Source organism: Agrobacterium sp. 16-172Ci (assembly GCF_053522725.1).
In genome coordinates this window covers 299,138-320,767 of sequence record NZ_JBNWBW010000001.1, presented here as the reverse complement: position 1 = coordinate 320,767, position 21,630 = coordinate 299,138, and the positions used below count along the sequence as shown (strand labels likewise).

General features: G+C 59.9%; 21 protein-coding genes. 2 read left to right on the top strand and 19 right to left on the bottom strand.

Annotation, left to right across the window (positions count from 1 at the left end; genetic code table 11):
• Nucleotides 1-6: 6 nt before the first annotated feature.
• Nucleotides 7-519: a peptide deformylase gene (gene def / locus ACQZ40_RS01595; protein WP_003503724.1), complete on the bottom strand. Its 513-nt coding sequence runs from the start codon at nt 517-519 to the stop codon at nt 7-9.
• A 148-nt stretch (nt 520-667) separates the two neighbouring features.
• Here def and ACQZ40_RS01590 point away from each other — a divergent pair, with 148 nt between their 5' ends.
• Nucleotides 668-1,861 carry a DNA recombination protein RmuC gene (locus ACQZ40_RS01590; RefSeq protein ID WP_031234343.1) on the top strand — a complete coding sequence of 398 codons (1,194 nt, stop codon included), beginning with the start codon at nt 668-670 and terminating at the stop codon, nt 1,859-1,861.
• A 53-nt stretch (nt 1,862-1,914) separates the two neighbouring features.
• Nucleotides 1,915-2,814, top strand: coding sequence for a ribokinase (locus ACQZ40_RS01585; RefSeq protein ID WP_448747265.1), 900 nt, complete (start codon nt 1,915-1,917; stop codon nt 2,812-2,814).
• A 12-nt stretch (nt 2,815-2,826) separates the two neighbouring features.
• Here the strand turns inward: ACQZ40_RS01585 and trmB are convergent, their stop codons facing one another.
• From trmB to ACQZ40_RS01495, 18 genes are all read right to left on the bottom strand, one after another.
• On the bottom strand, nt 2,827-3,525 hold the full coding sequence (gene trmB / locus ACQZ40_RS01580) for a tRNA (guanosine(46)-N7)-methyltransferase TrmB (protein ID WP_078051327.1): 699 nt from the start codon (nt 3,523-3,525) through the stop codon (nt 2,827-2,829).
• A 170-nt stretch (nt 3,526-3,695) separates the two neighbouring features.
• Nucleotides 3,696-4,958 (bottom strand): methionine adenosyltransferase, encoded by a 1,263-nt coding sequence (gene metK, locus ACQZ40_RS01575; RefSeq protein ID WP_003520054.1) that lies wholly within the window; start codon nt 4,956-4,958, stop codon nt 3,696-3,698.
• 190 nt (nt 4,959-5,148) lie between these two features.
• A complete protein-coding gene (locus tag ACQZ40_RS01570) occupies nt 5,149-5,568 on the bottom strand; it encodes a helix-turn-helix domain-containing protein (RefSeq protein ID WP_003520055.1) in 420 nt (139 codons plus the stop codon).
• Between the two features lie 133 nt (nt 5,569-5,701).
• Entirely contained in the window at nt 5,702-7,291 is a 1,590-nt protein-coding gene (gene lnt / locus ACQZ40_RS01565; RefSeq protein ID WP_448747264.1) for an apolipoprotein N-acyltransferase, read from the bottom strand.
• Between the two features lie 222 nt (nt 7,292-7,513).
• On the bottom strand, nt 7,514-8,659 hold the full coding sequence (locus ACQZ40_RS01560) for a hemolysin family protein (RefSeq protein ID WP_078051329.1): 1,146 nt from the start codon (nt 8,657-8,659) through the stop codon (nt 7,514-7,516).
• A 15-nt stretch (nt 8,660-8,674) separates the two neighbouring features.
• Nucleotides 8,675-9,181: an rRNA maturation RNase YbeY gene (gene ybeY / locus ACQZ40_RS01555; RefSeq protein WP_220318471.1), complete on the bottom strand. Its 507-nt coding sequence runs from the start codon at nt 9,179-9,181 to the stop codon at nt 8,675-8,677.
• Between the two features lie 9 nt (nt 9,182-9,190).
• On the bottom strand, nt 9,191-10,246 hold the full coding sequence (locus tag ACQZ40_RS01550; protein WP_080855862.1) for a PhoH family protein: 1,056 nt from the start codon (nt 10,244-10,246) through the stop codon (nt 9,191-9,193).
• A 40-nt stretch (nt 10,247-10,286) separates the two neighbouring features.
• Nucleotides 10,287-11,690: a tRNA (N6-isopentenyl adenosine(37)-C2)-methylthiotransferase MiaB gene (miaB, locus tag ACQZ40_RS01545; RefSeq protein ID WP_271044855.1), complete on the bottom strand. Its 1,404-nt coding sequence runs from the start codon at nt 11,688-11,690 to the stop codon at nt 10,287-10,289.
• A gap of 65 nt (nt 11,691-11,755) precedes the next feature.
• A complete protein-coding gene (gene olsA / locus ACQZ40_RS01540; protein ID WP_125145228.1) occupies nt 11,756-12,550 on the bottom strand; it encodes a lyso-ornithine lipid O-acyltransferase in 795 nt (264 codons plus the stop codon).
• Between the two features lie 30 nt (nt 12,551-12,580).
• Entirely contained in the window at nt 12,581-13,009 is a 429-nt protein-coding gene (locus tag ACQZ40_RS01535; RefSeq protein WP_003503749.1) for a Fur family transcriptional regulator, read from the bottom strand.
• Nucleotides 13,010-13,072: 63 nt separating this feature from the next.
• The gene (locus tag ACQZ40_RS01530; RefSeq protein WP_020812438.1) at nt 13,073-13,567 is read right to left on the bottom strand and encodes a GNAT family N-acetyltransferase; all 495 of its coding nucleotides are present in this window, start codon (nt 13,565-13,567) and stop codon (nt 13,073-13,075) included.
• A gap of 52 nt (nt 13,568-13,619) precedes the next feature.
• Complete coding sequence (gene tsaB / locus ACQZ40_RS01525; RefSeq protein ID WP_174038759.1) at nt 13,620-14,288, bottom strand: tRNA (adenosine(37)-N6)-threonylcarbamoyltransferase complex dimerization subunit type 1 TsaB; 669 nt, start codon at nt 14,286-14,288, stop codon at nt 13,620-13,622.
• Between the two features lie 19 nt (nt 14,289-14,307).
• Nucleotides 14,308-14,871: a NifU family protein gene (locus ACQZ40_RS01520; RefSeq protein ID WP_271044854.1), complete on the bottom strand. Its 564-nt coding sequence runs from the start codon at nt 14,869-14,871 to the stop codon at nt 14,308-14,310.
• Nucleotides 14,872-15,016: 145 nt separating this feature from the next.
• Nucleotides 15,017-15,508, bottom strand: a complete 492-nt coding sequence (locus ACQZ40_RS01515; protein WP_003503758.1) for a universal stress protein — start codon at nt 15,506-15,508, stop codon at nt 15,017-15,019.
• 114 nt (nt 15,509-15,622) lie between these two features.
• Nucleotides 15,623-16,687 (bottom strand): tryptophan--tRNA ligase, encoded by a 1,065-nt coding sequence (gene trpS, locus ACQZ40_RS01510; protein WP_174038758.1) that lies wholly within the window; start codon nt 16,685-16,687, stop codon nt 15,623-15,625.
• Nucleotides 16,688-16,787: 100 nt separating this feature from the next.
• Nucleotides 16,788-17,195, bottom strand: a complete 408-nt coding sequence (locus tag ACQZ40_RS01505; RefSeq protein WP_078051335.1) for a VOC family protein — start codon at nt 17,193-17,195, stop codon at nt 16,788-16,790.
• A complete protein-coding gene (murJ, locus tag ACQZ40_RS01500; protein WP_448747263.1) occupies nt 17,195-18,784 on the bottom strand; it encodes a murein biosynthesis integral membrane protein MurJ in 1,590 nt (529 codons plus the stop codon). Before murJ ends, ACQZ40_RS01505 begins: the two co-directional genes overlap by 1 nt.
• Before the next feature lie 4 nt (nt 18,785-18,788).
• Nucleotides 18,789-21,617 (bottom strand): [protein-PII] uridylyltransferase, encoded by a 2,829-nt coding sequence (locus tag ACQZ40_RS01495; protein ID WP_065654578.1) that lies wholly within the window; start codon nt 21,615-21,617, stop codon nt 18,789-18,791.
• Nucleotides 21,618-21,630 lie beyond the last annotated feature (13 nt).

The window sequence follows — 21,630 nt, the reverse complement described above, 5'->3', positions numbered from 1 at the left end:
GACGGATCAGATCTTTGCGCGGGCCGCTTTCGTGAATTTCTTGATGACCATGTCGCGCTTCAGCCGCGAAATATGGTCGATGAAGAGAACGCCGTTCAGGTGATCGATCTCGTGCTGCAGGCAGGTGGCGAGCAGGCCGTCCGCCTCGACCGTCTGCTGCTTGCCGTCACGGCCGACATATTGCACCGTGAGCGACGCGGGACGCTCAACCTCGGCGTAATAATCGGGGATGGAGAGGCAGCCTTCTTCATAGGTCGAGACATCGTCCGACACCTTGAGGATTTCCGGATTGATGAAGACGATCGGGGTCTTTTCCTCGCCTTCACGCGCAACGTCGATCACCAGCATGCGGCGCGCCACGCCGATCTGAATGGCGGCGAGGCCGATACCCGGCGCATCATACATGGTTTCCAGCATGTCGTCGGCAAGACGCAGCACCTCGGCATCCACCTTTTCGATGGGCTTCGATTGCTGGCGCAGCACGGGATCGGGCAAAATGATAAGCGGTTTGATGGTCATGGCTTCCCATAACGTATCTCTTGCGCGGAGGAAATAAAAAACACGAGGTTCAATCAGCCTCCGGCATCCGTCCCGCCCGACTCATTTCCGCCGCAGGAATGTTCTTGTTTTGATCTTCCGAATCACAAGAAACCTGCTAGATTTAATCATGAGCATAGATTTCTCCGTTCTCCTCGATCCCGCGTTACGGGCCGGTTCCGTCGACATCAGCTTCGGCGCGCTGCTCGCGGCTCTGGTTTTCGGTCTGGTCACGACCTGGCTGGTGACGGCGAGCCGTGCGAAAAAAGCAGGAGCCGACGGCGAAATCTCCGACCTCCTCAAAACACAGTCCGAACTGCATGGCCGCATCGCCGCCATGGCGGAAACGCTCGGCACCCGCCAGACCGAGATGAGCCAGACGCTGAACCAGCGCCTCGACGGCATGTCGCAACGCCTTGGCGAAACACTGACGGAGCAGACCCGGTCGACGCATGAGAATCTGAGCCGCCTGCAGGAGCGCCTCGCGGTCATCGATGCCGCGCAGGGCAATATTCAGGATCTGGCCAAGGACGTCGTCGGGTTGCAGGCCATCCTTTCCAACAAGCAGACGCGCGGCGCCTTTGGACAGGCCCGCATGGAGACGCTGATTGCCGATGCGCTTCCGGCCGGGGCCTTCCAGTTGCAGCCGACGCTTTCGAACGGTTATCGGCCTGACTGCACCATCAAGATGCCCAACAATGCTCCGCCGCTCGTCATCGACGCCAAGTTTCCGCTGGAGGCATGGAACGCCATCAAGGCGGACGAGACGCCCGAAACCAAACGCGCCGCCGTGCAGCAGTTCCGCCGCGATATGGAGGTGCATATTCGCGATGTCGCCGAGAAGTATCTCATTCGCGGCGAAACCCAGGATACGGCCTTCATTTTCGTGCCGTCCGAATCGATCTTCGCCGATATTCACCAGCACTTCGAATATCTGGTGCAGCGCGCTCACCGCGCCCGCGTCGTCATCGTTTCGCCGTCACTTCTGATGCTGTCGGTACAGGTCATCCAGTCCGTGCTCAAGGATCAGCGCATGCGCGAGCAGGCGCATCTCATTCAGGGTGAAGTGGCATTGCTGATGGACGATGTGCGGCGGCTGGACGACCGGACGCGCAAGCTGCAGGCCCATTTTGGATTGGCGCAAAAGGATATCGACATGATGCTGATCTCCTCCGACAAGGTGCTGGCGCGCGGCCAGAAAATCGAAGGTCTCGATTTTTCACCGACGGAAAAAGAGACGTCGCATGGGGAAATAGAGCAGGCTCGACGCTTTGCCGAGAACAGGGCGGGAACGGCAAAGTTGCGGGTGGTTGACGACGAGTGATCCGCTCGGGCAAAGTCGCCGCCTTGCTTGAATTCTATACGGATACGCCCTCCATGATTACTGTTTTCGGCTCCATCAACATGGACCTCGTCGCCACCGCCAAACGCCTGCCCAAGCCGGGTGAAACCGTGACGGGCGAGACCTTCTCCACGGCCGCTGGCGGCAAGGGAGCCAACCAGGCGCTGGCCGCACGGCGTGCGGGCGCCTCGGTCAAGATGGCAGGGGCTGCGGGCGATGACACCTTTGCCGCGCCGGCGCTGACATTGCTGCGCGACGCCGGCACCGATCTCTCACTCGTGAAGACCACGCCCGGCCCTACCGGTACGGCAGTGATCCTTATCGGCGAAGGCGGGGAAAACATGATCTCGGTCATTCCCGCCGCCAATGGTGAAGTCTCCGCATCCGACGCCGCGAAAGCCCTGGCGGAAATGTCGGCGGGCGATATTTTGATGCTGCAGTTCGAGATACCCGCGCCCGCTATCGAAGCGGCGCTGACGGCTGCGAAGGCAAAGCGCGTCACCACCGTCATCAATACTGCGCCACTGACCGCCGATGGGCCGCGGCTTGCGGGCCTTGCCGATATCGTCATCGCCAATGAAACCGAGTTCGAATTGCTGATCGGAAAGAACGGCCTTTCCGGTTCTGAGCGGGAAACCGAACTGAAAGCCCTGCATGACAGGACCGGCCAGACATTGATCGTGACGCTCGGTGCCGATGGCGTGATCGCCATGCGCAACGGCAAGGTTTTCCGGGCTTCCGGCCTCAAGATCGAACCGGTCGATACGGTCGGTGCGGGCGACACCTTCTGCGGTTATCTCGCCGCGAGCCTCGATCAGGGTATGGATTTCGAAAGGGCGCTGAAGCGAGCCGCCGTCGCAGGCTCACTTGCCTGCACCCGCGCCGGCGCCCAGCCTTCCATTCCGCTTGCCGCGGAAGTGGATGCGGCACTCTGAGGGATCAGCCGCTCAACGACGAATGAAGGTGAGATAGGCCGAGCTGCGGCCTTCTCTTTTCGCCTTGTTCTCATAACGCGTTCCCGGCCAGTTGGCGTAGGGCGTGCGCCAGTCATCAGCACTCGTCGCCGTCCATTCGAAGCCGCCATGGCGGGCGCAATGCTGCAGCGTCCAGTTCACGTAGGTATCGATATCGGAAGCGAAGCAGAACTTTCCGCCGGGTTTCAGCACACGATGGAAACGGGCGAGGTTGACGTCTGAAACGAAACGACGCTTCCAGTGCTTCTTCTTCGGCCACGGGTCAGGATAGAGAAGGTCGATATGATCGATCGATCCCTCGGGCAGCCAGTCCAGCAATTGCGTCGCATCATCGTCGTAAAGGCGGATATTCATCAGCTCGCGTTCACGCACGGCGGCGAGCAGCTTGGCCATGGAATTGACGAAGGGCTCCACGCCGATGAAACCCGTCTCCGGGTTTTCAACCGCGCGGTGGGCGAGATGCTCGCCGCCGCCAAAGCCTATCTCCAGACGGATCGACCGCACATCCGCGGGAAAAAGAGCGGCGAGATTTTGCGGCGGGGCGCTTTCCAGATCGATTTTCAGCAAAGGCAACAGGTTCTCGATTGTATCGACCTGCTGATTGCGCAGGGGCTTGCCCTTGCGTCTGCCAAAAAACGCTTCCGTCGCGCGCGAACGCCGTTCTTCCGTCATCTCATACTCTCAAGAACAAATAGACTTAACCCGCACAGCGCCACATGAGGCACTGTGCGGGTTACAAAATTGGTGACGGTATCTCTCAATCGCCGTCAAATAACAAGCGCGATATCTGGTTGACGCATTTTCCGGACGTAAAACCGCTACGCGATTTTACCGGAAATGCTTCAAGCGCTCAAAGCTTCCTTGAGCGGCTTCACCAGATCGAGCTTCTCCCAGGAGAAGGAGCCGTCACGGCCGGCCTTGCGGCCGAAATGGCCGTAGGAAGACGTCTTGGCGTAGATCGGCTTGTTGAGATCGAGATGACGGCGGATGCCCGACGGCGACAGGTCCATGACCTTGCGGATCGCGGCCTCGACCTGATCTTCGCTGACCTTGCCGGTGCCATGCAGATCGACATAGATCGACAGCGGCTGGGCGATGCCGATTGCGTAGGAAATCTGGATCGTGCAGCGCTCGGCAAGACCGGCAGCCACGACGTTCTTGGCGAGATAACGGGCGGCATAGGCGGCGGAACGGTCGACCTTGGTCGTGTCCTTGCCGGAGAATGCACCGCCGCCATGGGGCGCGGCGCCGCCATAGGTGTCGACGATGATCTTGCGACCCGTCAGGCCGGCGTCACCATCGGGACCGCCGATGACGAACTTGCCGGTCGGGTTGATGTACCACTGGCAATCGTCAGCGATCTTCAGGTCGCCCAGAGCTTCGCGGATATAGGGTTCGACAACGGCGCGAACCTTCTTCGAATCCCAGCTTGCATCGAGATGCTGCGTGGACAGAACGATGGATACGGCTTCCGCCGCCTTGCCGTCGACGTAACGAACCGTGACCTGGCTCTTGGCGTCGGGGCCGAGCTTGGCCGCTTCGCCTTCGCCGCTTTTACGGGCGGTGGCGAGCAGCTGCAGGATACGATGGGAATAATAGATCGGAGCCGGCATGAGGTCCGGCGTTTCCTTGCAGGCGTAACCGAACATGATGCCCTGGTCGCCGGCGCCCTCGTCGCCCTGCTTGTCGGAGGCGTTGTCCACGCCCTGCGCGATATCAGCAGACTGCGGATGCAGGAGAACGTCGATCTTGGCGGTCTTCCAATGGAAACCATCCTGCTCGTAGCCGATGTCGCGGATCGCCTTGCGGGCGGCAGACTTGAACTTCGAGGGGTTGATAACCGGGTGGCCAGCGGCGTCCTTGAGGACCTTGCCGTCCTTGTCCTTCTTCAGAAGCGTATCGGGAACCCGAACCTCACCGGCGATAACGACGCGGTTGGTCGTCGCAAGCGTTTCGCAGGCAATGCGCACGGTCCACGGGTCAACGCCCGTCTTGGACGCTTCACGATAGATGAGATCCACAATTTCATCGGAAATACGATCACAAACCTTGTCCGGATGACCCTCGGCCACGGACTCGCTGGTGAACAGATAATTGGCACGCATGCGGGATTCCCCTCAAAGAACGGTCTTGGAGTTTGTTAGTCATTTCGGCCGTGAAAAACAAGGACACAACCACATAAATATATCTTTATGTGAGAATTCCTTTCCAATCGGGCACAAAAAAACGGTCCTTGCGGACCGTTGAGTGCCCGGCATCCCGTGCCGGAAATTTTCTGCGTCGCGCGGGCTGCGCTTACTCGGCGTCACCTTCGGCGGCGAGCGCCTTGACGAGATCGACGAGACGGCGGCGAACCTTCGGGTCGGCGATCTTCACGAAGGCGCGGTTCAGCTGCAGACCTTCAGCCGAGGACAGAAAGTCGACCACATAGTTGGAGCTCGACGCCTCCGCCATGCCGGGTGTGCCGCCAGCCTGATCGCCGGGTGCATCTTCGAAAAAAAAGGAAACGGGCACATTAAGGATCGCGGAAATATTCTGGAGGCGGCTGGCGCCAACGCGGTTCGTGCCTTTTTCATACTTCTGGATTTGCTGAAAGGTAATTCCGAGACTTTCACCCAGCTTCTCCTGGCTCATTCCGAGCATGGTTCTGCGAAGGCGAATTCGGCTTCCGACATGAATGTCGATGGGGTTAGGCTTTTTCTTATTCTCGGTCATCATGCGGTCCTGACACTCGGAAAGGGTTGATATCTCGCTTCATTACTATTCGAAGAAATGAGTCGGCAATTCGACAGCGTCTAAACTTGTTTTACGACTGACGTATTCACTATGCAATTACAGGGGTTCCCGGTCAATTCTGGCGCCGAGCGAAACTCAAGGCGGGAAATACCGCAACGATCATCAAGATAGAAAAAATCAACCAGAAATACGTCCGATGTATGTCGTAAGTAAATGCGTCGTTTGACCCACCACTCAAAGTGGCGTCAACAATTCCCACCCGGCCGTAATCGAGCCCCGCAATAATGCGGCCATAGGGGTCTATGACGGCGGAAATTCCGGTATTGGCACCGCGAATCACCGGCACGCCCGTCTCAACGGCCCGGACCCTCGCCTGCAGAAAATGCTGATAGGGGCCGGGCGTATCGCCGAACCAGCCATCATTGGTCACATTCAGGATGGCGGCCGAGCCTGCCAACCCCGGCGTCATCTCACCCGGGAAAATGATCTCGTAACAGATGAGAGGATAGAAGGTCTTGCCCGAAGGAAGCGTGAGCGGCGTGCGCGAGGAAGCGGCGGAAAAACCTCCCGGCAGGGCGATGACATTGTCGATGCCGAATTCCCGCAGGATGCCTTCAAAGGGGACATATTCGCCAAAAGGAGTGAGATGCACCTTGTCGGTCGCGCCGATGATCTCGCCCTGGCTGTCGATCGCATAGACCGAATTGTAATAACGCGGCGGGCGGCCTGCCCCCTGATCTTCCATTCTGACGGCGCCGGTGAACAGCACCTGCCCATCTTCCAGCGTTTTGGCGATTTCCGCCAGAGCATCCGGGTTTTGCGTCAGAATGAACGGCACCGAGGTTTCCGGCCAGACGATGATATCAGGGCGCTTTTTCCCTTCGCCGGGCGGCAGAGCCGAGAGCCGCAGGTGCTCGCCAAAAATCTCCGCCCTGTCCGCGTTCAGCATCTTGCGTGACTGATCGATGGAAGGCTGCACGATCCGAACGGTCAGCGCATCTGCGGGCACCTCCGCCGGCGTCTGGAGACGGTAGAAGCCATAACCGAAATGGCCGGCCAGTAGCAGCCCCGCCACGGCGAGACCCGACCACATTCCTTTTTTCGTGCCTATCAGCGCCGGCGAGGCGAAGATGAAAACCGCAAGCGTCGTCACACTGAAAAGACCAAGCAGATGTGCCGACTGCATCATGATCGGGATGGGCATGATGCCGTAACCGATGGCGTTCCAGGGAAAGCCGGTGGCCAGGAAGCTGCGCAGCCATTCCGAAAAGCCGAACGCGGCAGCAAGTGCAGCGATACGGCCGAGGCCCTCCGACCAGAGGAGATTGGCTGCGGCAACCGCAAAACCGTAAAACAACGCCAGAAAAGCGGGAAGACCAAGGATGGCGAGCGGCAGCGCCCAGGCGAATTCATCGGCCTCCAGCAGGAGAGCATTGCCGAGCCACCACAGGCCAGCGACGAAGTAACCAAGCCCGAAACACCAGCCGATGCCGAAGGCCGGCAGGATGCGGCTGAAGAGGCCGCCGCCCGGTTTTCCAGTGCAGCCATCCACGAGCCAGACAAGCAGAGTGAAAGACAAAAACAGCGCTGCAAAAAAGCCGAATGGAGGCAAAGCGAGCGCCCCGACCGCACCTGCAGCAATCGCCATAACTGCGCGGCTCATGCCGCCGGCCAGCATTACCCTGCCTGCAAGACGCTCCATGCCATCTCCGTTTATGCGCGTCCGGAAAAGCCCGCCGCCGACAAGGCCGCGCCACGGAATTTCCCCTCAGACCCGACGTAAAGGAAAAAAGATTCGTAGTCCACAGGAGGCGTGGCGACCGAAGCGCCACTTGTTCTTTTCGACGCCGAACACGGGCATTCATACCTGTCGCATTGATATGTCGAAAGGTGGAAGCGACGGGGAAAAACCCGTCGACCTTCCTTAATCGGCGTTCTGCTGGTGCGTGATAAGGCGAACATCCGGAGCAGGCAGCGCAATCACCTCATTGGCGCCCGCTTCGCCCGGAGCGCGATCATCCTCACCTTCGGAGCCGTGATCGCGGACGATACGAACGCCCTTGATGCGCCTGCTATCCGCATCGAGGATCTGGAACTCGAAACCTGGCACGGCCCTGACCACCTCGCCCTTGGCCGGAATGCGGCCGAGCGCGAAGAAGATGAGACCGCCGAGCGTATCGATTTCCTCCAGATGTTCACGCACATCGAATTCCGGCCCGATCGCCTCGGCAAGTTCGGTGAGTTCTGCGCGAGCATCCGCGACAAGCACATCGGCGGAAAGACGCGAAAACATCGCCTCGTCCTTGTCGTGCTCGTCATCGATGTCACCCACGACCATCTCGACGATATCCTCATGGCTGACGAGACCGTCGGTGCCGCCATACTCATCGATCACCAACGCAAGCTGGGTTCTCTGGGCCTGCATCGTCTTCAAAAGGTCAGAGGCCAGCATGGAGGGCGGTGCGAAAAGAATTTTGCGCACCAACCCGGCAGCAGCTACCGTCTGCTCGAGATCGACACGTGCCAGGTCGAAATTCGGCCGCGGTGAACGCGGCGCCTTCACCTCACCGTAAGCGACGCTTCGCGAACCGGCCCGGCGTTTGTTGCGGGCTTGCTTGGCGACATAGGCCAGCAGATCGCGAATGTGGATCATGCCCTTCGGATTATCCAGCGTCTCGTCATAGACCGGCATGCGCGAACGCCCGGTTTCCTCAAAGAGGATCAGCGCATCGCCGATCGTCATATTCTCATCGAGACCGTCGATGTCCACACGCGGGATCATGATATCTTCGACCCGAATCTCGCGGAAACGCAGGATATTGTTGAGCATCGCCCGTTCTTCGGGCGAAAAGGCCGCACCGATTTCGGTGTCGTCCATCAGCGCGTCGGTCAAATCCTCGCGCAGGCGCTCGCCCTGAGATGGTTTCAGCAACCGTGCGATGCGTGACCAGATGGTCGATTTCGGCTTGGCGTTGTAGTCGTGACGTAAGTGACTACTGCCCTCCTCCGAAGAGGACTGCTCGCCGTTTTCTCTGCCCTCATTGGCAGGTCGTGCAGAATGTTCGTTCATGGCTCCAGACAATATTTAAAGCGGTTCCTGACCCGCGTATGGATCAGATAGGCCAAGCACCGCCAAAATGCGAGTCTCAAGCGACTCCATTTCTTCCGCTTCTTCCTCGTCCATGTGGTCGTAACCGAACAAATGCAGGAACCCATGAACGAGCAGATGGGTCAGATGATCCCCGAAACTCTTCTCAAGTTCAAGGGCCTCGCGTTCAACCGTCTCGCGCGCGATGACGATATCGCCCAGCATGGGGCCCGGCATTCCGCCCGGCTCCAGCGGAAAAGCCGGGAAAGACAGGACATTGGTTGCCTTGTCCTTGTCGCGCCACTCAGCGTTGATTTCGCGAATATTTTCGTCGTCGGTGAAGACCAGCGACAGTTCCACCGGCATTTTCGGGAAGGGTTGGTCCTCTTCCCGCTTCAGGAAATCGACCGCCGCATCCAGCACCCTGGTGGCGAAGGCAGCCAAGTCATCTTCCGAGGACCAGCCTTCGGCCTCGACGCTGATTTGAATATCCAGAGCTGTCATTGCTTTGCGTCAGCTGCCCTTTACGAGGCTTTCATCCGGCACGGCCGTGTGGGATTCGTAAGCCCGGACGATACGCGCCACCATCGGATGACGAACGACATCGACATCCTTGAAGCGCACGACGGACACGCCTTCGACATCGCTGAGGATTTGCAGGGCCTCGACAAGACCGGATTTCACGCCGCGCGGCAAATCCACCTGGCTTGGGTCACCGGTCACGATCATGCGGCCGTTCTCACCAAGGCGGGTGAGGAACATCTTCATCTGCATGGTCGTGGTGTTCTGGGCTTCGTCCAGAATGACGGCGGCGTTGGCAAGGGTACGACCGCGCATGAAGGCCAGCGGCGCGATTTCGATGACGCCCGCCTGAATGGCGCGCTCCACCTTGTCGCCCGGCATCATGTCATAAAGCGCGTCGTAAAGCGGACGCAGATAAGGATCGACCTTTTCCTTCATGTCGCCCGGCAGGAAGCCCAGGCGCTCACCCGCTTCGACGGCGGGGCGCGACAGGATGATGCGGTCAACCGCGCCGCGCTCCAGAAGCTGCGCCGCATGCGCCACGGCAAGATAGGTCTTGCCGGTGCCGGCGGGGCCGACGCCGAAAACCAGTTCGGACTGCTCCAGTGCCCGCATGTAGACATCCTGTGTCGGCGTGCGGGCAGCGATGGTCTTCTTGCGGGTGGAAATCTGTGCCATGGAAATCTTCGCCTTGCGTTCCATCGTCGGCAAGGTCAGCTGGTCGTCCGCGGCCATGGCCATGCGGATCGCGCCTTCGACATCGGAAACCTCGGCGGTTCCGCCTTTGAGCAGCCGTTCATAAAGGAAATCCAGCGCCCGACGAGCCTGATTGGTGGCAACGACATCGCCGGTGATGGCAACGGAATTACCGCGCGGGCGAGCGTCGATATTGAGGCGCTGTTCCAGAAGCTTCAGGTTCTGATCGAACTGACCGAATAGCTCTCCCGCTATCCTGTTATTCTCGAACGTGAGGACGAAGTGATTGGCGTCGGTCGCGGCTTGGCGTGGCTGGCGCGATGAATTTGATACCAATTCGTGTGCGTTCAAGCGGTCAGACTCCTGTCCCAATCAGTGTCGGCTCCTCACTCTAACTCCCTGCCACCTCGGCAAACAAGCTGTTTGGACCCGTTGCGGTGATTCGTACATTAACAATGTCACCGATTTTCAACGTCTTTGCATCAAGATTCACGGATTGCAGCCATGGAGAGCGACCTATCAACTGCTCAGGCATGCGGCCGGGCTTTTCCAGCAGCACATCCATGGTTTTTCCGACCAGCGATTCCGCAAATTCCTTCTGCTGCCGCAGCAACAGGGCCTGCAATCTTTCCAGTCGCTCAGCCTTCACCTCTTCCGCAACCTGATCGATGAGATCGGCTCCCGGCGTGCCGGGGCGGGTGGAATATTTGAACGAGAAGGCCTGCGCATATTTCACCGTCTCGACCATCGCCATCGTATCTTCGAAATCGCGATCCGTCTCACCGGGGAAACCGACAATAAAGTCTCCCGACATGGCAATATCAGGGCGGGCGGCGCGGATTTTTTCGATAAGCTGGATATATTCCTCACCCGTATGGCGACGGTTCATCGCTTTCAGAATGCGGTCCGAACCCGATTGCACCGGCAGATGCAGATAGGGCATCAGGATGCGCAAATCGCGATGCGCGCCGATCAGGCGCTCGTCCATGTCGCGCGGATGGCTGGTGGTGTAGCGAAGCCGTGCAAGGCCGGGAATTTCCGCCAGCCGGTAAAGCAGCTCGGCAAGGCCCCATTTCTCACCCTTCGGGCCTTCGCCCTGCCAGGCATTGACGTTTTGGCCGAGCAGCGTGATCTCGCGCACGCCGGCATCGACGAGCTTCATCGCCTCATCGACGATCTGGCGCACGGGGCGGGAGACTTCCGAACCGCGCGTATAGGGCACGACACAGAAGGTACAGAACTTGTCGCAACCTTCCTGCACCGTCAGAAACGCCGTTACGCCGCGCGTGCGCAGCGTCGCCTTTTCGGCGACAGGCAGGTGCTCGAACTTATCCTCAACCGCATATTCGGTCTCGATGACACGCTCGCCGCCGCGCACCCGCTTCAGGGCGTCCGGCAGGCGATGGTAGGTCTGCGGGCCAATGACGACATCGACGGCGGGCGCACGGCGAAGGATTTCCTCGCCTTCCGCCTGCGCAACGCAGCCGGCAACGCCGATCATGAATTCGCGACCCTGCTCTTCGCGCGATTTTTTCATGTCGCGCAGGCGGCCGAGCGCCGAGTAGACCTTTTCAGCCGCCTTTTCGCGGATATGACAGGTGTTCAGCAGAACCAGATCCGCCTCGCCCATATCCTCCGTCTGAACATAGCCGTCCTTCGCCAGCGCATCGCTCATACGGACGGAATCGTAGACGTTCATCTGACAGCCGTAGGTCTTGATGAAGACCTTTCTGCTGTTCGAACCCTCGCGGGCAATCATGGGTGGGGCGTCGAGGCCAAGCGTTTCCTGGGTCATGGCGGCTATCTAGTGTTTTTCACGGCCAGATTAAACAGAAAAATGCCGGAAAAGCTACGATCTCGCTAATTCCGCCAGCCGCCGCGCAGGCTGAAGGCCAGCATGGAGCGGATGGAGGCGGCGATATCGGTCGCCAGGCGCTTGCGGTTATCCGTGCTGTGAAACGGAACGCTGTCACCGAATGTCACGTCGACATCGATGGCGCCGGCCCTGATGATGCCGAGAAGATGCGGCACGAGCGTGATGCTGCCCGGCCAGGCGGCGATGACGCGATGGTAGCGCCCCATGGCCATGCCCTGCACCCTGGTATAGGCGATGGCGACCGGCTGCACATAAACCAGCTTGCCCGGCACCTGTTCAGCGGCGGTGGAGGCCGCACCGAACAGCGAGGATTTGACGGCAAGCATGCGGTTGCCGTCCGAGGTGGTGCCTTCGGGAAACAGAACGACGATCTCGCCATCGGCCATGCGGCTGGCGATCTCGCTCACCTGCGCGCCGGTGCTGCGTTTCTGCTCACGCTGAACAAAGATGCTTTTCTGCAAGCGGGCAAGCCAGCCGAACACCGGCCAGTCCCGCACTTCCGTCTTGGCGATGAACACGACGTCGGCAATGCTGCCGAGAACGAGGATGTCCTTCCACGAGGCGTGATTGACCGCAAGCATCAGCGGTTTCGCCCGCTCCACATCGCCATGCACATGCACGCGGATGCCGAGAACATGGCAGGCGATGCGATGCCAGAGGCGCGGAATGCGGCGGCGAAGCCGCCAGTCGAAGGCAAGGCCCAACAGTTGCAGCGGCAGCAATATGAGCGTGACGATCAGAAGAACGACCGCGATATAGGCTGTCCGGAGCCACATCATGATTGGAACGCCCGTCTGCTCACCGGCGTCTCAGTGTTCGCCGGGCTTCAACGGCACGCCGTAAAGTTCCAGCCGGTGATCCACGAGCTTGAAGCCGTGTTCCCTGGCGATCTTTTCCTGAAGTGCCTCGATCTCGGCGGAATGAAATTCGATGACCACGCCGTTCTTCAAGTCGATCAGGTGATCGTGATGTTCCTCGGGCACGGTCTCATAGCGCGAACGGCCGTCGCGAAAATCGTGACGCTCGATGATGCCGGCATCCTCGAACAGCTTCACCGTTCTGTAGACGGTGGAAATCGAGATGCGCGGATCCACGGCGGAGGAGCGGCGGTAAAGCTCCTCGACATCGGGATGGTCGGCTGACTCCTGAAGGACGCGGGCGATGACACGGCGTTGATCCGTCATCCGCATGCCGCGTTCGGCGCAAAGCTCCTCCAGCGTTTTCGAAAGGTCTGTCACGTCTTCTGGCCTTTTGAGAATTCCGGTTTGCGGCTTTCGCCGAAAAATGCCTGTCGCAGGGAACTAGCGAAGATCGCGGCGCATGACAAGCGCCGTCGACTTCGTTCCATCCTTTGCGGTGTAATAGGCCTTGCGTTCCGCGACGGTTTTGAAGCCGAGCTTCCTGTAAAGCCCCAGCGCAGAGGCATTATTATTATCCACCTCAAGAAACATGGTTTCGGCGCCGCGCATCATCGCCTCGCGGATGGCCGACTGCATCAGACGCCAGCCGAGACCGGCGCGTGCGAACTTGTCCGCCACGGCAACGGTCAGGATTTCCGCCTCACCCGCCACTTCCCGCGCCAGCACGAAACCACCGAGCGGCTTGCTGAAAAAGGCGTTGGTCTGGCGTGCGACAGCACCGAAAACCGACCCTTGCGTCAGCAGCCCGGAAAACTCCCCGTCGTTCCACGGGCGCGGAAAGCGCAGCGCATGCAACTCCGCCACCGCGGCGCAATCCTCATGCTGCATCGGCACGATCTCGAAATAGGGCTTCCAGGTCAGATAGTCGTCAAACATAACAGGAATCGGGCATCACAGGAATCATTCGCACATGTTGACGAATGCCCTATCAGGCAACGCCCTGACGTGCCAGCGCAAAACCGGTCTGCGGCCGGGCATCCGGCCCGCGCAGATAAAGCGGCGCGGGTTTCGGCTGGCCAGCTGGCTTGCGCGCAGCAGCACGCGCGACCGAGGCAATCGGGAAGTGATCCGGTCCCGAACCCGCCTCCAACCCCGCCAAAAGCGGCGCGGCTGAACCGATAACGGCGCCATCAAAACCGGTGGTAACCGTTTTGGCGTCGTCCAGGGGCAGAAGCGCAGCATCGCTCAGCGGCGATCCATCCGCACCGAATGTCTGGAGATAGGCTTCGCCGCGCTTGGCATCCAGCGCAACGGCCACGGACCGGCCGGGATTTGCAAGCAGATGATGAAGCGCCAGCGTTTCAAGCGTGGTGACGCCCACGGCCTCGACGCCGAGCGACAGGGCAAAGCCGCGCGCGGCGGCGACCCCGACGCGGATACCGGTGAAAGACCCCGGCCCGATGGTCACGGCGATGCGCCCGATGTTCTGGAGCGACAGTTGCGCCCGCTCCAGGGCACCGTCGATCACCGCCATCAACCTTTCGGCATGGCCCTTGCCGATCGTTTCGCATACCTCGCCGAGCACCCTGTCGGAGGCGCTGTCATAAACGCATGCGGAACAATCCACACCTGAGGTGTCGAGTGCGAGAACAATCATGATGGCCTGGCTTGCGCTTTTATACCGCTTCGACTTCGCGCACTTCCGGCACGAAATGGCGAAGCAGATTCTGAACGCCATGCTTCAGCGTGGCGGTGGAGGACGGGCAACCCGAGCAGGCGCCCTTCATGTTCAGGAACACCGTGCCGTCGCGGAAACCGCGGAAGGTGATATCGCCGCCATCCTGCGCCACGGCGGGGCGAACGCGGGTATCCAGCAACTCCTTGATGGTGGCGACGATGGTTTCGTCACCCTCTTCGAAGAATTCGCCTTCCTCATCCGACACTTCAGCCGCAACAGCCGTGCCCATGATCGGGCGGCCAGACATGAAGTGTTCCATGATCGCGCCCAGAATGGCGGGCTTCAAATGCTGCCATTCCGCGCCGTCCTTGGTGACGGTGATGAAATCGAAACCGAAATAAACGCCGGTCACGCCCGGAATGGTGAAGAGGCGCTCTGCCAGCGGCGAAGCCTGCGCCTGCGACGGGTTGAGAAACTCTGCCGTGCCGCTTTCCAGCACCACCTTGCCCGGCAGGAACTTCAGCGTCGTCGGGTTCGGCGTGGCTTCCGTCTGAATGAACATCGTCTGTCTCCTTCGAGGTCGCCGTTCACGCCCCGCAATTTAGAATTCTTCCAAAAAATACGCCCGGCGAAGCTGCACTTCAAGCCCTGACATGATAATTACATTCAAGAAATCGTCAGCCCCTAAATCTTGTCCGGGACCCGGATCAGCAGAGAGCGTCGATTTCCTCATCGGACAAAGTATCCGGCAACACGGTGACGGGAATGGGAAAGGCTGCCCCACGTCCGGCGATGGAGGAAACAAGCGGTCCCGGCCCTTCCTTCGTCGAGCCAGCCGCGAGCACCAGAATGGCTATATCGCGGTCTTCCTCGATCAGCCCGTGAATCTGCTCGGTGGCGCTGCCTTCGCGGATCACCGCTTCCGGCTCGATCCCGATGGTCTCGCGCACCTTCTGGGCGATCTTGGCGAGCGTGGCTTCCGCCTCCTCACGCGCTTCGGCCCGCATGATCTGCTCGACACCCAGCCATTGCTGGAAATCGCCTTCCGGGATCATGTAAAGCAGCACCAGCCCGCCATTGGAGTTCTTGGCACGACGACCGGCATAGTGCACGGCCCTTTCGCATTCCGGTGTGTCATCGATAACAGCGAGAAATTTGCGACGATGCCCTTCCAGACGCGACAGCCGTTTTGAAACCATTCTGCACTCCCTAGGTCCGCCGTGATCCGTAAAACCGCCCGACGGTTCGGGCGGAGATTATATCAAATCACGGCAGGCGCAAACCGCCCGCCGCATTCGCGCAGCAGCGACCTGTCAGCGCAGGAAGCCGATGATGTCGCGTACCTCGTTCATCGTCTTTTCGGCGATGGTGCGTGCCCGCTCGCCGCCCTGTTTGAGGATGGCGTCGATATGGGTCGGGTCATCGAGAAGGCGGCGCATCTCGTTGTTGACGGGGGCCAGAACATTAACCGCAAGCTCGACGAGGGCCGGCTTGAACGCCGAGAACTGCTGTCCGCCGAATTCGGAAAGAACATCCGCCTTGGTCCTGTCGGAGAGAGCAGCATAGATGCCGACGAGGTTTTCGGCCTCGGGACGGCCCTTCAGGCCTTCCACTTCGCTCGGCAGCGCGTCCGGATCGGTCTTTGCCTTCTTGATCTTCTTCGAGATCGCATCGACATCGTCCATCAGGTTGATGCGCGAAAGATCGGAAGGGTCGGACTTCGACATTTTCTTGGTGCCGTCCTTGAGCGACATCACGCGCGGTGCCGGACCGCCGATCAGCGGCTCCACCATCGGGAAATAGGCGTGCACCGGCTCATCGCCCACGGTGATATCGAGCCCGAGACCCGCCTTGCGGATATGATCGCCGAAATCGATATTGAATTTCTGGGCAATATCGCGGGCAAGTTCCAGATGCTGCTTCTGGTCGTCACCAACGGGAACGTGGGTGGCGCGATAGACGAGAATGTCGGCAGCCATCAGGCTCGGATAGGCGAGCAGACCCAGCGACACCTGTTCGGCATTCTTGCCGGACTTGTCCTTGAACTGCGTCATGCGCTCCATCCAGCCGATGCGCGCCACGCAGTTGAACACCCATGCGAGTTCCGCATGCTGCGGCACGGCCGACTGGTTGAAGACGATATGTTTTACAGGGTCGATGCCCGAGGCGATGAAGGCGGCCGCAATCGAGCGGGTCTGCGCCTTCAGGTCCGCATGAACGAGCTGGGCGGTGATGGCATGCATATCGACGACGCAATAGATGCAGTCGTTATCTTCCTGCAGCGCCACGAATTTGCGGATGGCGCCGAGATAATTACCGAGATGCAGATTGCCGGTCGGCTGGACGCCCGAGAAAACCAGCGGCTTGAATGCGTTCATTGTCGTCCTCGAAAAGGCTTGTGGAGGGCCCCGCCCCATGGTTGGAATTGCACGCGCGCTTATGCACCCGCAGCCCCTCGCAATCAAGCGCTTTCAAGGGCTATCCAAGGCGCGGCTGAAGGAGGTCCCAGCGATTTCCGTAAGGGTCGGCAAAGACCGCGACGGAACCATAAACCTCGTGGCGCGGTTCTTCCAGAAAGCGCACGCCGCGGGCGAGCATGGTCTCGTAATCGCGCTGGAAATTATCGGTGTGCAGGAAAAATCCGACCCGGCCGCCGGTCTGGTTGCCGATCGCAAGGCGCTGCTCTTCGCCATCGGCCTCGGCAAGCAGCAGGCCCCCGCCATCGGTTCCTTGCGGCTTCACCACCAGCCACCGCTTGCCGTCGCCAAGCGGCTGATCGGACAGGCATTCGAACCCGAGAATGTCGCAATAAAATGCCTTCGCCCGATCGTAATCGTCCACGACAAGCGTGACGAGCGCGATGCGGCGGTTCTCGGCAAAGGACATCAGCCCGCCTCCGTTTCGACGTTCTTTTTGCCGCGCTTGCGGATAGCTCGCTTGACCATGCCGATATCGGCACCGCCGGAAACGAAAGCGAGCACGAAATAAACCAGCATGGCCGCAAAGACGAGAGCCATGATGGTGCCAGCCCGCACGAAAATGGACGAAGCGGAAGACAGTTCGAAAGTCAGCCAGGTCAACGCGTAGTGCACGAAACCAGCCATCAACGCCGCAGCCAGCAGCAAACGCGGAATGCGGGTGAGCAGCGGAATATCCACATGCCAGTGCCCGCGCCACAAAAGCATGCCGAACAGCAGGGCGGCATTCACCCAGCCGGCGGTGATTTCGGCAATGGCGATGCCCGGGCCGCCAAGACGCGGGAAAAGCGTCAGTGCCAGCGAGACATTCACGACAACGGAAATCGCCGCGAAGATCATCGGTGTGCGCGTATCCTCGCGGGCGAAGAAGCCCGGAATGAAGGCCTTGATCAGCACAAAAGCCGGCAGACCAAGACCATAGATACCAAGGATTTGCGCGACGGTGACAGTGGCTGAAGGCGAGAAATTGCCGCGCTCGTAAAGAAAACGAACGATAGGCTCCGCCATGACGAGAAGTGCTGCGGCAGCCGGCAATGTCAGGAACAGTACGAATTCGACCGAGCGGTTCTGCAGGCTTCCGGCCTCCACCATATGCCCGCCGCGCAACGCCCGCGCCAATTCCGGCAGAAGCACGGTGGCCACCGCGATGCCGACGACGCCGAGCGGCAGCTGGTAGATTCGGTCGGCATAGGCAAGCGACGAGATCACGCCCTCGCCGGCAGAGGCGATATTGGTGTTGATCAGCAGATTGATCTGGGTGATGCCGCCGGTAATCGCTGCCGGCAGCGCAAGAACCAGGAGGCGCTGCACATTCTTCGTCAGCCGCGGCCTGCGAAAGCCGATCCGCATGCCGGCATTGCGCACGGCGATCCAGACAATGGCGAGCTGCACCAGACCCGCCGCCATCACACCCCAGGAGAGCGCATAACCTACCTGAAGCGGATCGTAGTTCTTCCACCATGCCAAAGCGAGCACGCCGATGAGGATGATGTTGAGAAAAACAGGAGCAATTGCGGCTGCGAAATAACGATGCAGCGAGTTCAACATGCCGCCCATCATTGCCGCCAGAGACATGCAGGCGAGATAGGGGAACATGATGGTGGCGAGATGGACGGTGTTGTCGAATTTCACCGGGTCTTCCAGAAAGCCCGGCGCGATCACCGTGCGCACGATGAACGGCATCGACAGTTCCATCAGGATCGTCAGGGCCAGAAGCACGGTGAACAGGACGCCGAAGACTTCCTCGGAAAAGCGCCTCGCGCCTTCCATGCCGTTCGCCTCGATTTCCTTGGCGAATAGCGGAACGAAGGCCGAGTTGAAAGCGCCTTCAGCAAACAGCCGCCGGAAGGTATTGGGGAAACGGAAAGCAGCATTGAAGGCATCCGCCACCGGGCCGGTGCCGACGGCGGCGGCCATCAGGGTTTCGCGCAGGAAGCCGAAGATGCGGCTGCCGAGCGTGGCTGTGCCGACTGTGGCGAACTTGCCGATCAGGCTCATAATCTCAAGCCTTTGCCGTTCGCGCGGCCGGCAGGGCCGCCACGTCTGGATGGGCGATGATGCCGTTCGGCATACGGTCTCGCAATTCGTCTTCCTGCTCGCTCATCACCGCCTTCAGGCGCGTGGCGATGCTGGCCTGCCGGTTGTCATTCGTCACCTTCTGGCCGAAGAGGTCCGTCACATAGAATGTATCGATGACCTTTTCGCCGAAGGTGGTGATGCGGGCGGAGTGAATATCGAGCGACAGATCCGCGATAACGGCCGTCATATCCGCCAGAAGCCCCGGCCGGTCGAGGCATTCCACTTCGATAACGGTGAACTTGTTCGAAAGCCCGTTTGAGATGATGACCGAGGGCGGAATGGTGAAGGCGCTCTTCTTCTTGCGGCTCTTGGTGCGCGTGGCGATCATTTCCGGCAGGCGCTGCTTGCCGGAGAGAACCTCCTCGATGAGCTTGCCGACATTGTTGCCGCGCCGCGTCTCGTCCTCATCGATCGGAAATTCGCGGTTGATGAGGATCGTATCGAGCGCCCGCCCATCGGACGTCGTGAAGATCTGCGCATCGGCGATATTGGCGCCGGCGGCAGCACAGGCGCCGGTGATGATGGACAGCAGACGCGGATGGTCGGGCGCCAGCACGGTGATTTCGGTGATGGCGTGGAAGGAATGGGTGCGCACCATGGTCGACAGCGCTTTTTCCTGCTTGTCGGCCTCACGGATGAAGCGGGTATGGCGCACCTGGTCTTCGAGCGCCACCGTCAGCAGATAGGGCTCGTAGTGCAGCTTGGTATATTTACGCCGCGCCTTCTGGCCCCAGTCGTCGAGGGCGTCGTAGAGCGCCTGCCGGGCGATCTGAGCGCGCTCCTTGCGGGAGACTTCCGAGAAGCCGCCCGACAGCAGCAGTTCGGTCTCGTAATAAAGCGAACGCAGCAGCTGCCCCTTCCAGCCGTTCCAAACGCCGGGACCGACGGCGCGGATATCGCAGACCGTCAAGATGAGCAGCATCTTCAGCCGCTCCATGGACTGCACCTTATCGGCGAAATCGGTGATGGTCTTGCGGTCATGCAGATCGCGCGTTTGGGCGACCATGGACATCAAAAGATGCTGCTCGATCAGCCAGACCACCGTTTCGGTCTGCTTGCCGGTGAGGCGAAAACGCTGGCAGAGCTTGCGGGCCACACGCGCGCCGGCAATCGAGTGGTCTTCCTGCCGGCCCTTTGCCACATCATGCAACAGAACGGCGACATAGAGCGCCTCACGTTCCTCGACGCTCGGCATCAGCTGGTTGGCGAGCGGGTGGGCATCGACAGCCGTTCCCTTGTCCACTTCCGAAAGCACGCCGACAGAGCGGATCAGATGCTCATCCACCGTATAGTGGTGATACATGTTGAACTGCATCATCGCGACGATCTTGCCGAATTCGGGGATGAACTTGCCGAGCACGCCTGCCTCGTTCATGCGGCGCAGGGTCAGCGCCGGATCGCGCCGGGACGTCAGGATCGACAGGAAGAGCCGGTTTGCCTCTTCGTTTTCCCGCAGCTCGTCATTGATGAGCGACAGCGAACGCGTGACGACACGCAGCGCATCGGGATGCAGTTCGAGATTGTTGATATCGGCAATGTGGAACAGCCGGATCAGATTGACCGGGTCGTTCTTGAAGACATCTGGCTTGGCAAGCGCGATGCGCCCCCGATCCTCGACGAATTCCACCGAGCCGGGAATCTTGCGCACACGGTGGGCGAAGCGGCTGAGAACGCCGGAAAGACCCGGCACATCCTTCGCCTGCCGGTCTTCCAGTGCGGCGCAGACGATGCGCGTCAGATCGCCGACATCCTTCGCCACGAGAAAATAGTGCTTCATGAAACGCTCGACGGCGGAAAGGCCGGGGCGCGGCTGATAATTCAGGGCATCAGCAATCTCACGCTGGATGTCGAAGGAAAGGCGCTCTTCCGCCTTGCCGGTGATGAAATGCATCTGGCAACGCACAGCCCAGAGAAAATCATCGGCCTTTTCGAACAGCCTGAGTTCAGGCCGCGACAGGACGCCGAGCTTGACCAGATCGGCCGTGTCGCGGACGTGATAATAATATTTGGCGATCCAGAACAGCGTGTGCAGGTCGCGCAACCCGCCCTTGCCTTCCTTGACGTTCGGCTCCACCAGATAACGCGTATCGCCAGCCTTGCGGTGGCGCTGGTCGCGCTCGGCGAGCTTGGCGGCGATGAATTCCGGGCCGGTTCCGGTGACGACTTCTGACTCGAAGCGCTTTTCGAGATCGTCGGTTAGGGATTTCTTGCCGCAGATCGCCCGCACTTCCAAAATAGCGGTGCGGATCGTCATGTCGGATTTGGAGAGGCGGATGCATTCATCCACCGTGCGGGTGGCGTGGCCGACCTTGAAGCCGAGATCCCAGAGGAGATAGAGCACGAACTCCACGGCCTTGTGCATGTCAGGTGTGTTCTTGGTGGGAAGCAAGAACAGGAGGTCGATATCCGATCCCGGCGCCAGTGTGCCGCGTCCATAACCGCCAACCGCGGCGACCGCGATCTGCGGCGCATCTTTCGGATAGACGTATTGGCAGGCGAGATCATAGAGCGTTTCGATCAGCCGATCCTGGAGCCAGGAGATGCGCCGGGCGCAGTCAATGCCGCTGCCATCGGCTTTCAGTAGTTCTCTGGCCTTTTCCCGGCCTTCCGTACTGGCCTTGCGGAAGATCGGCAGTAGATCGGACTTGATATCGGCGATGCGTTTGCCGTCTTCCTTGAAGATGATGTCACAGTCGCGCTTCAGCGCCGATACATCGAGAATGTCGGAAAAATCCAGGTCCTTGATGGCCATCTATGCCGGTATC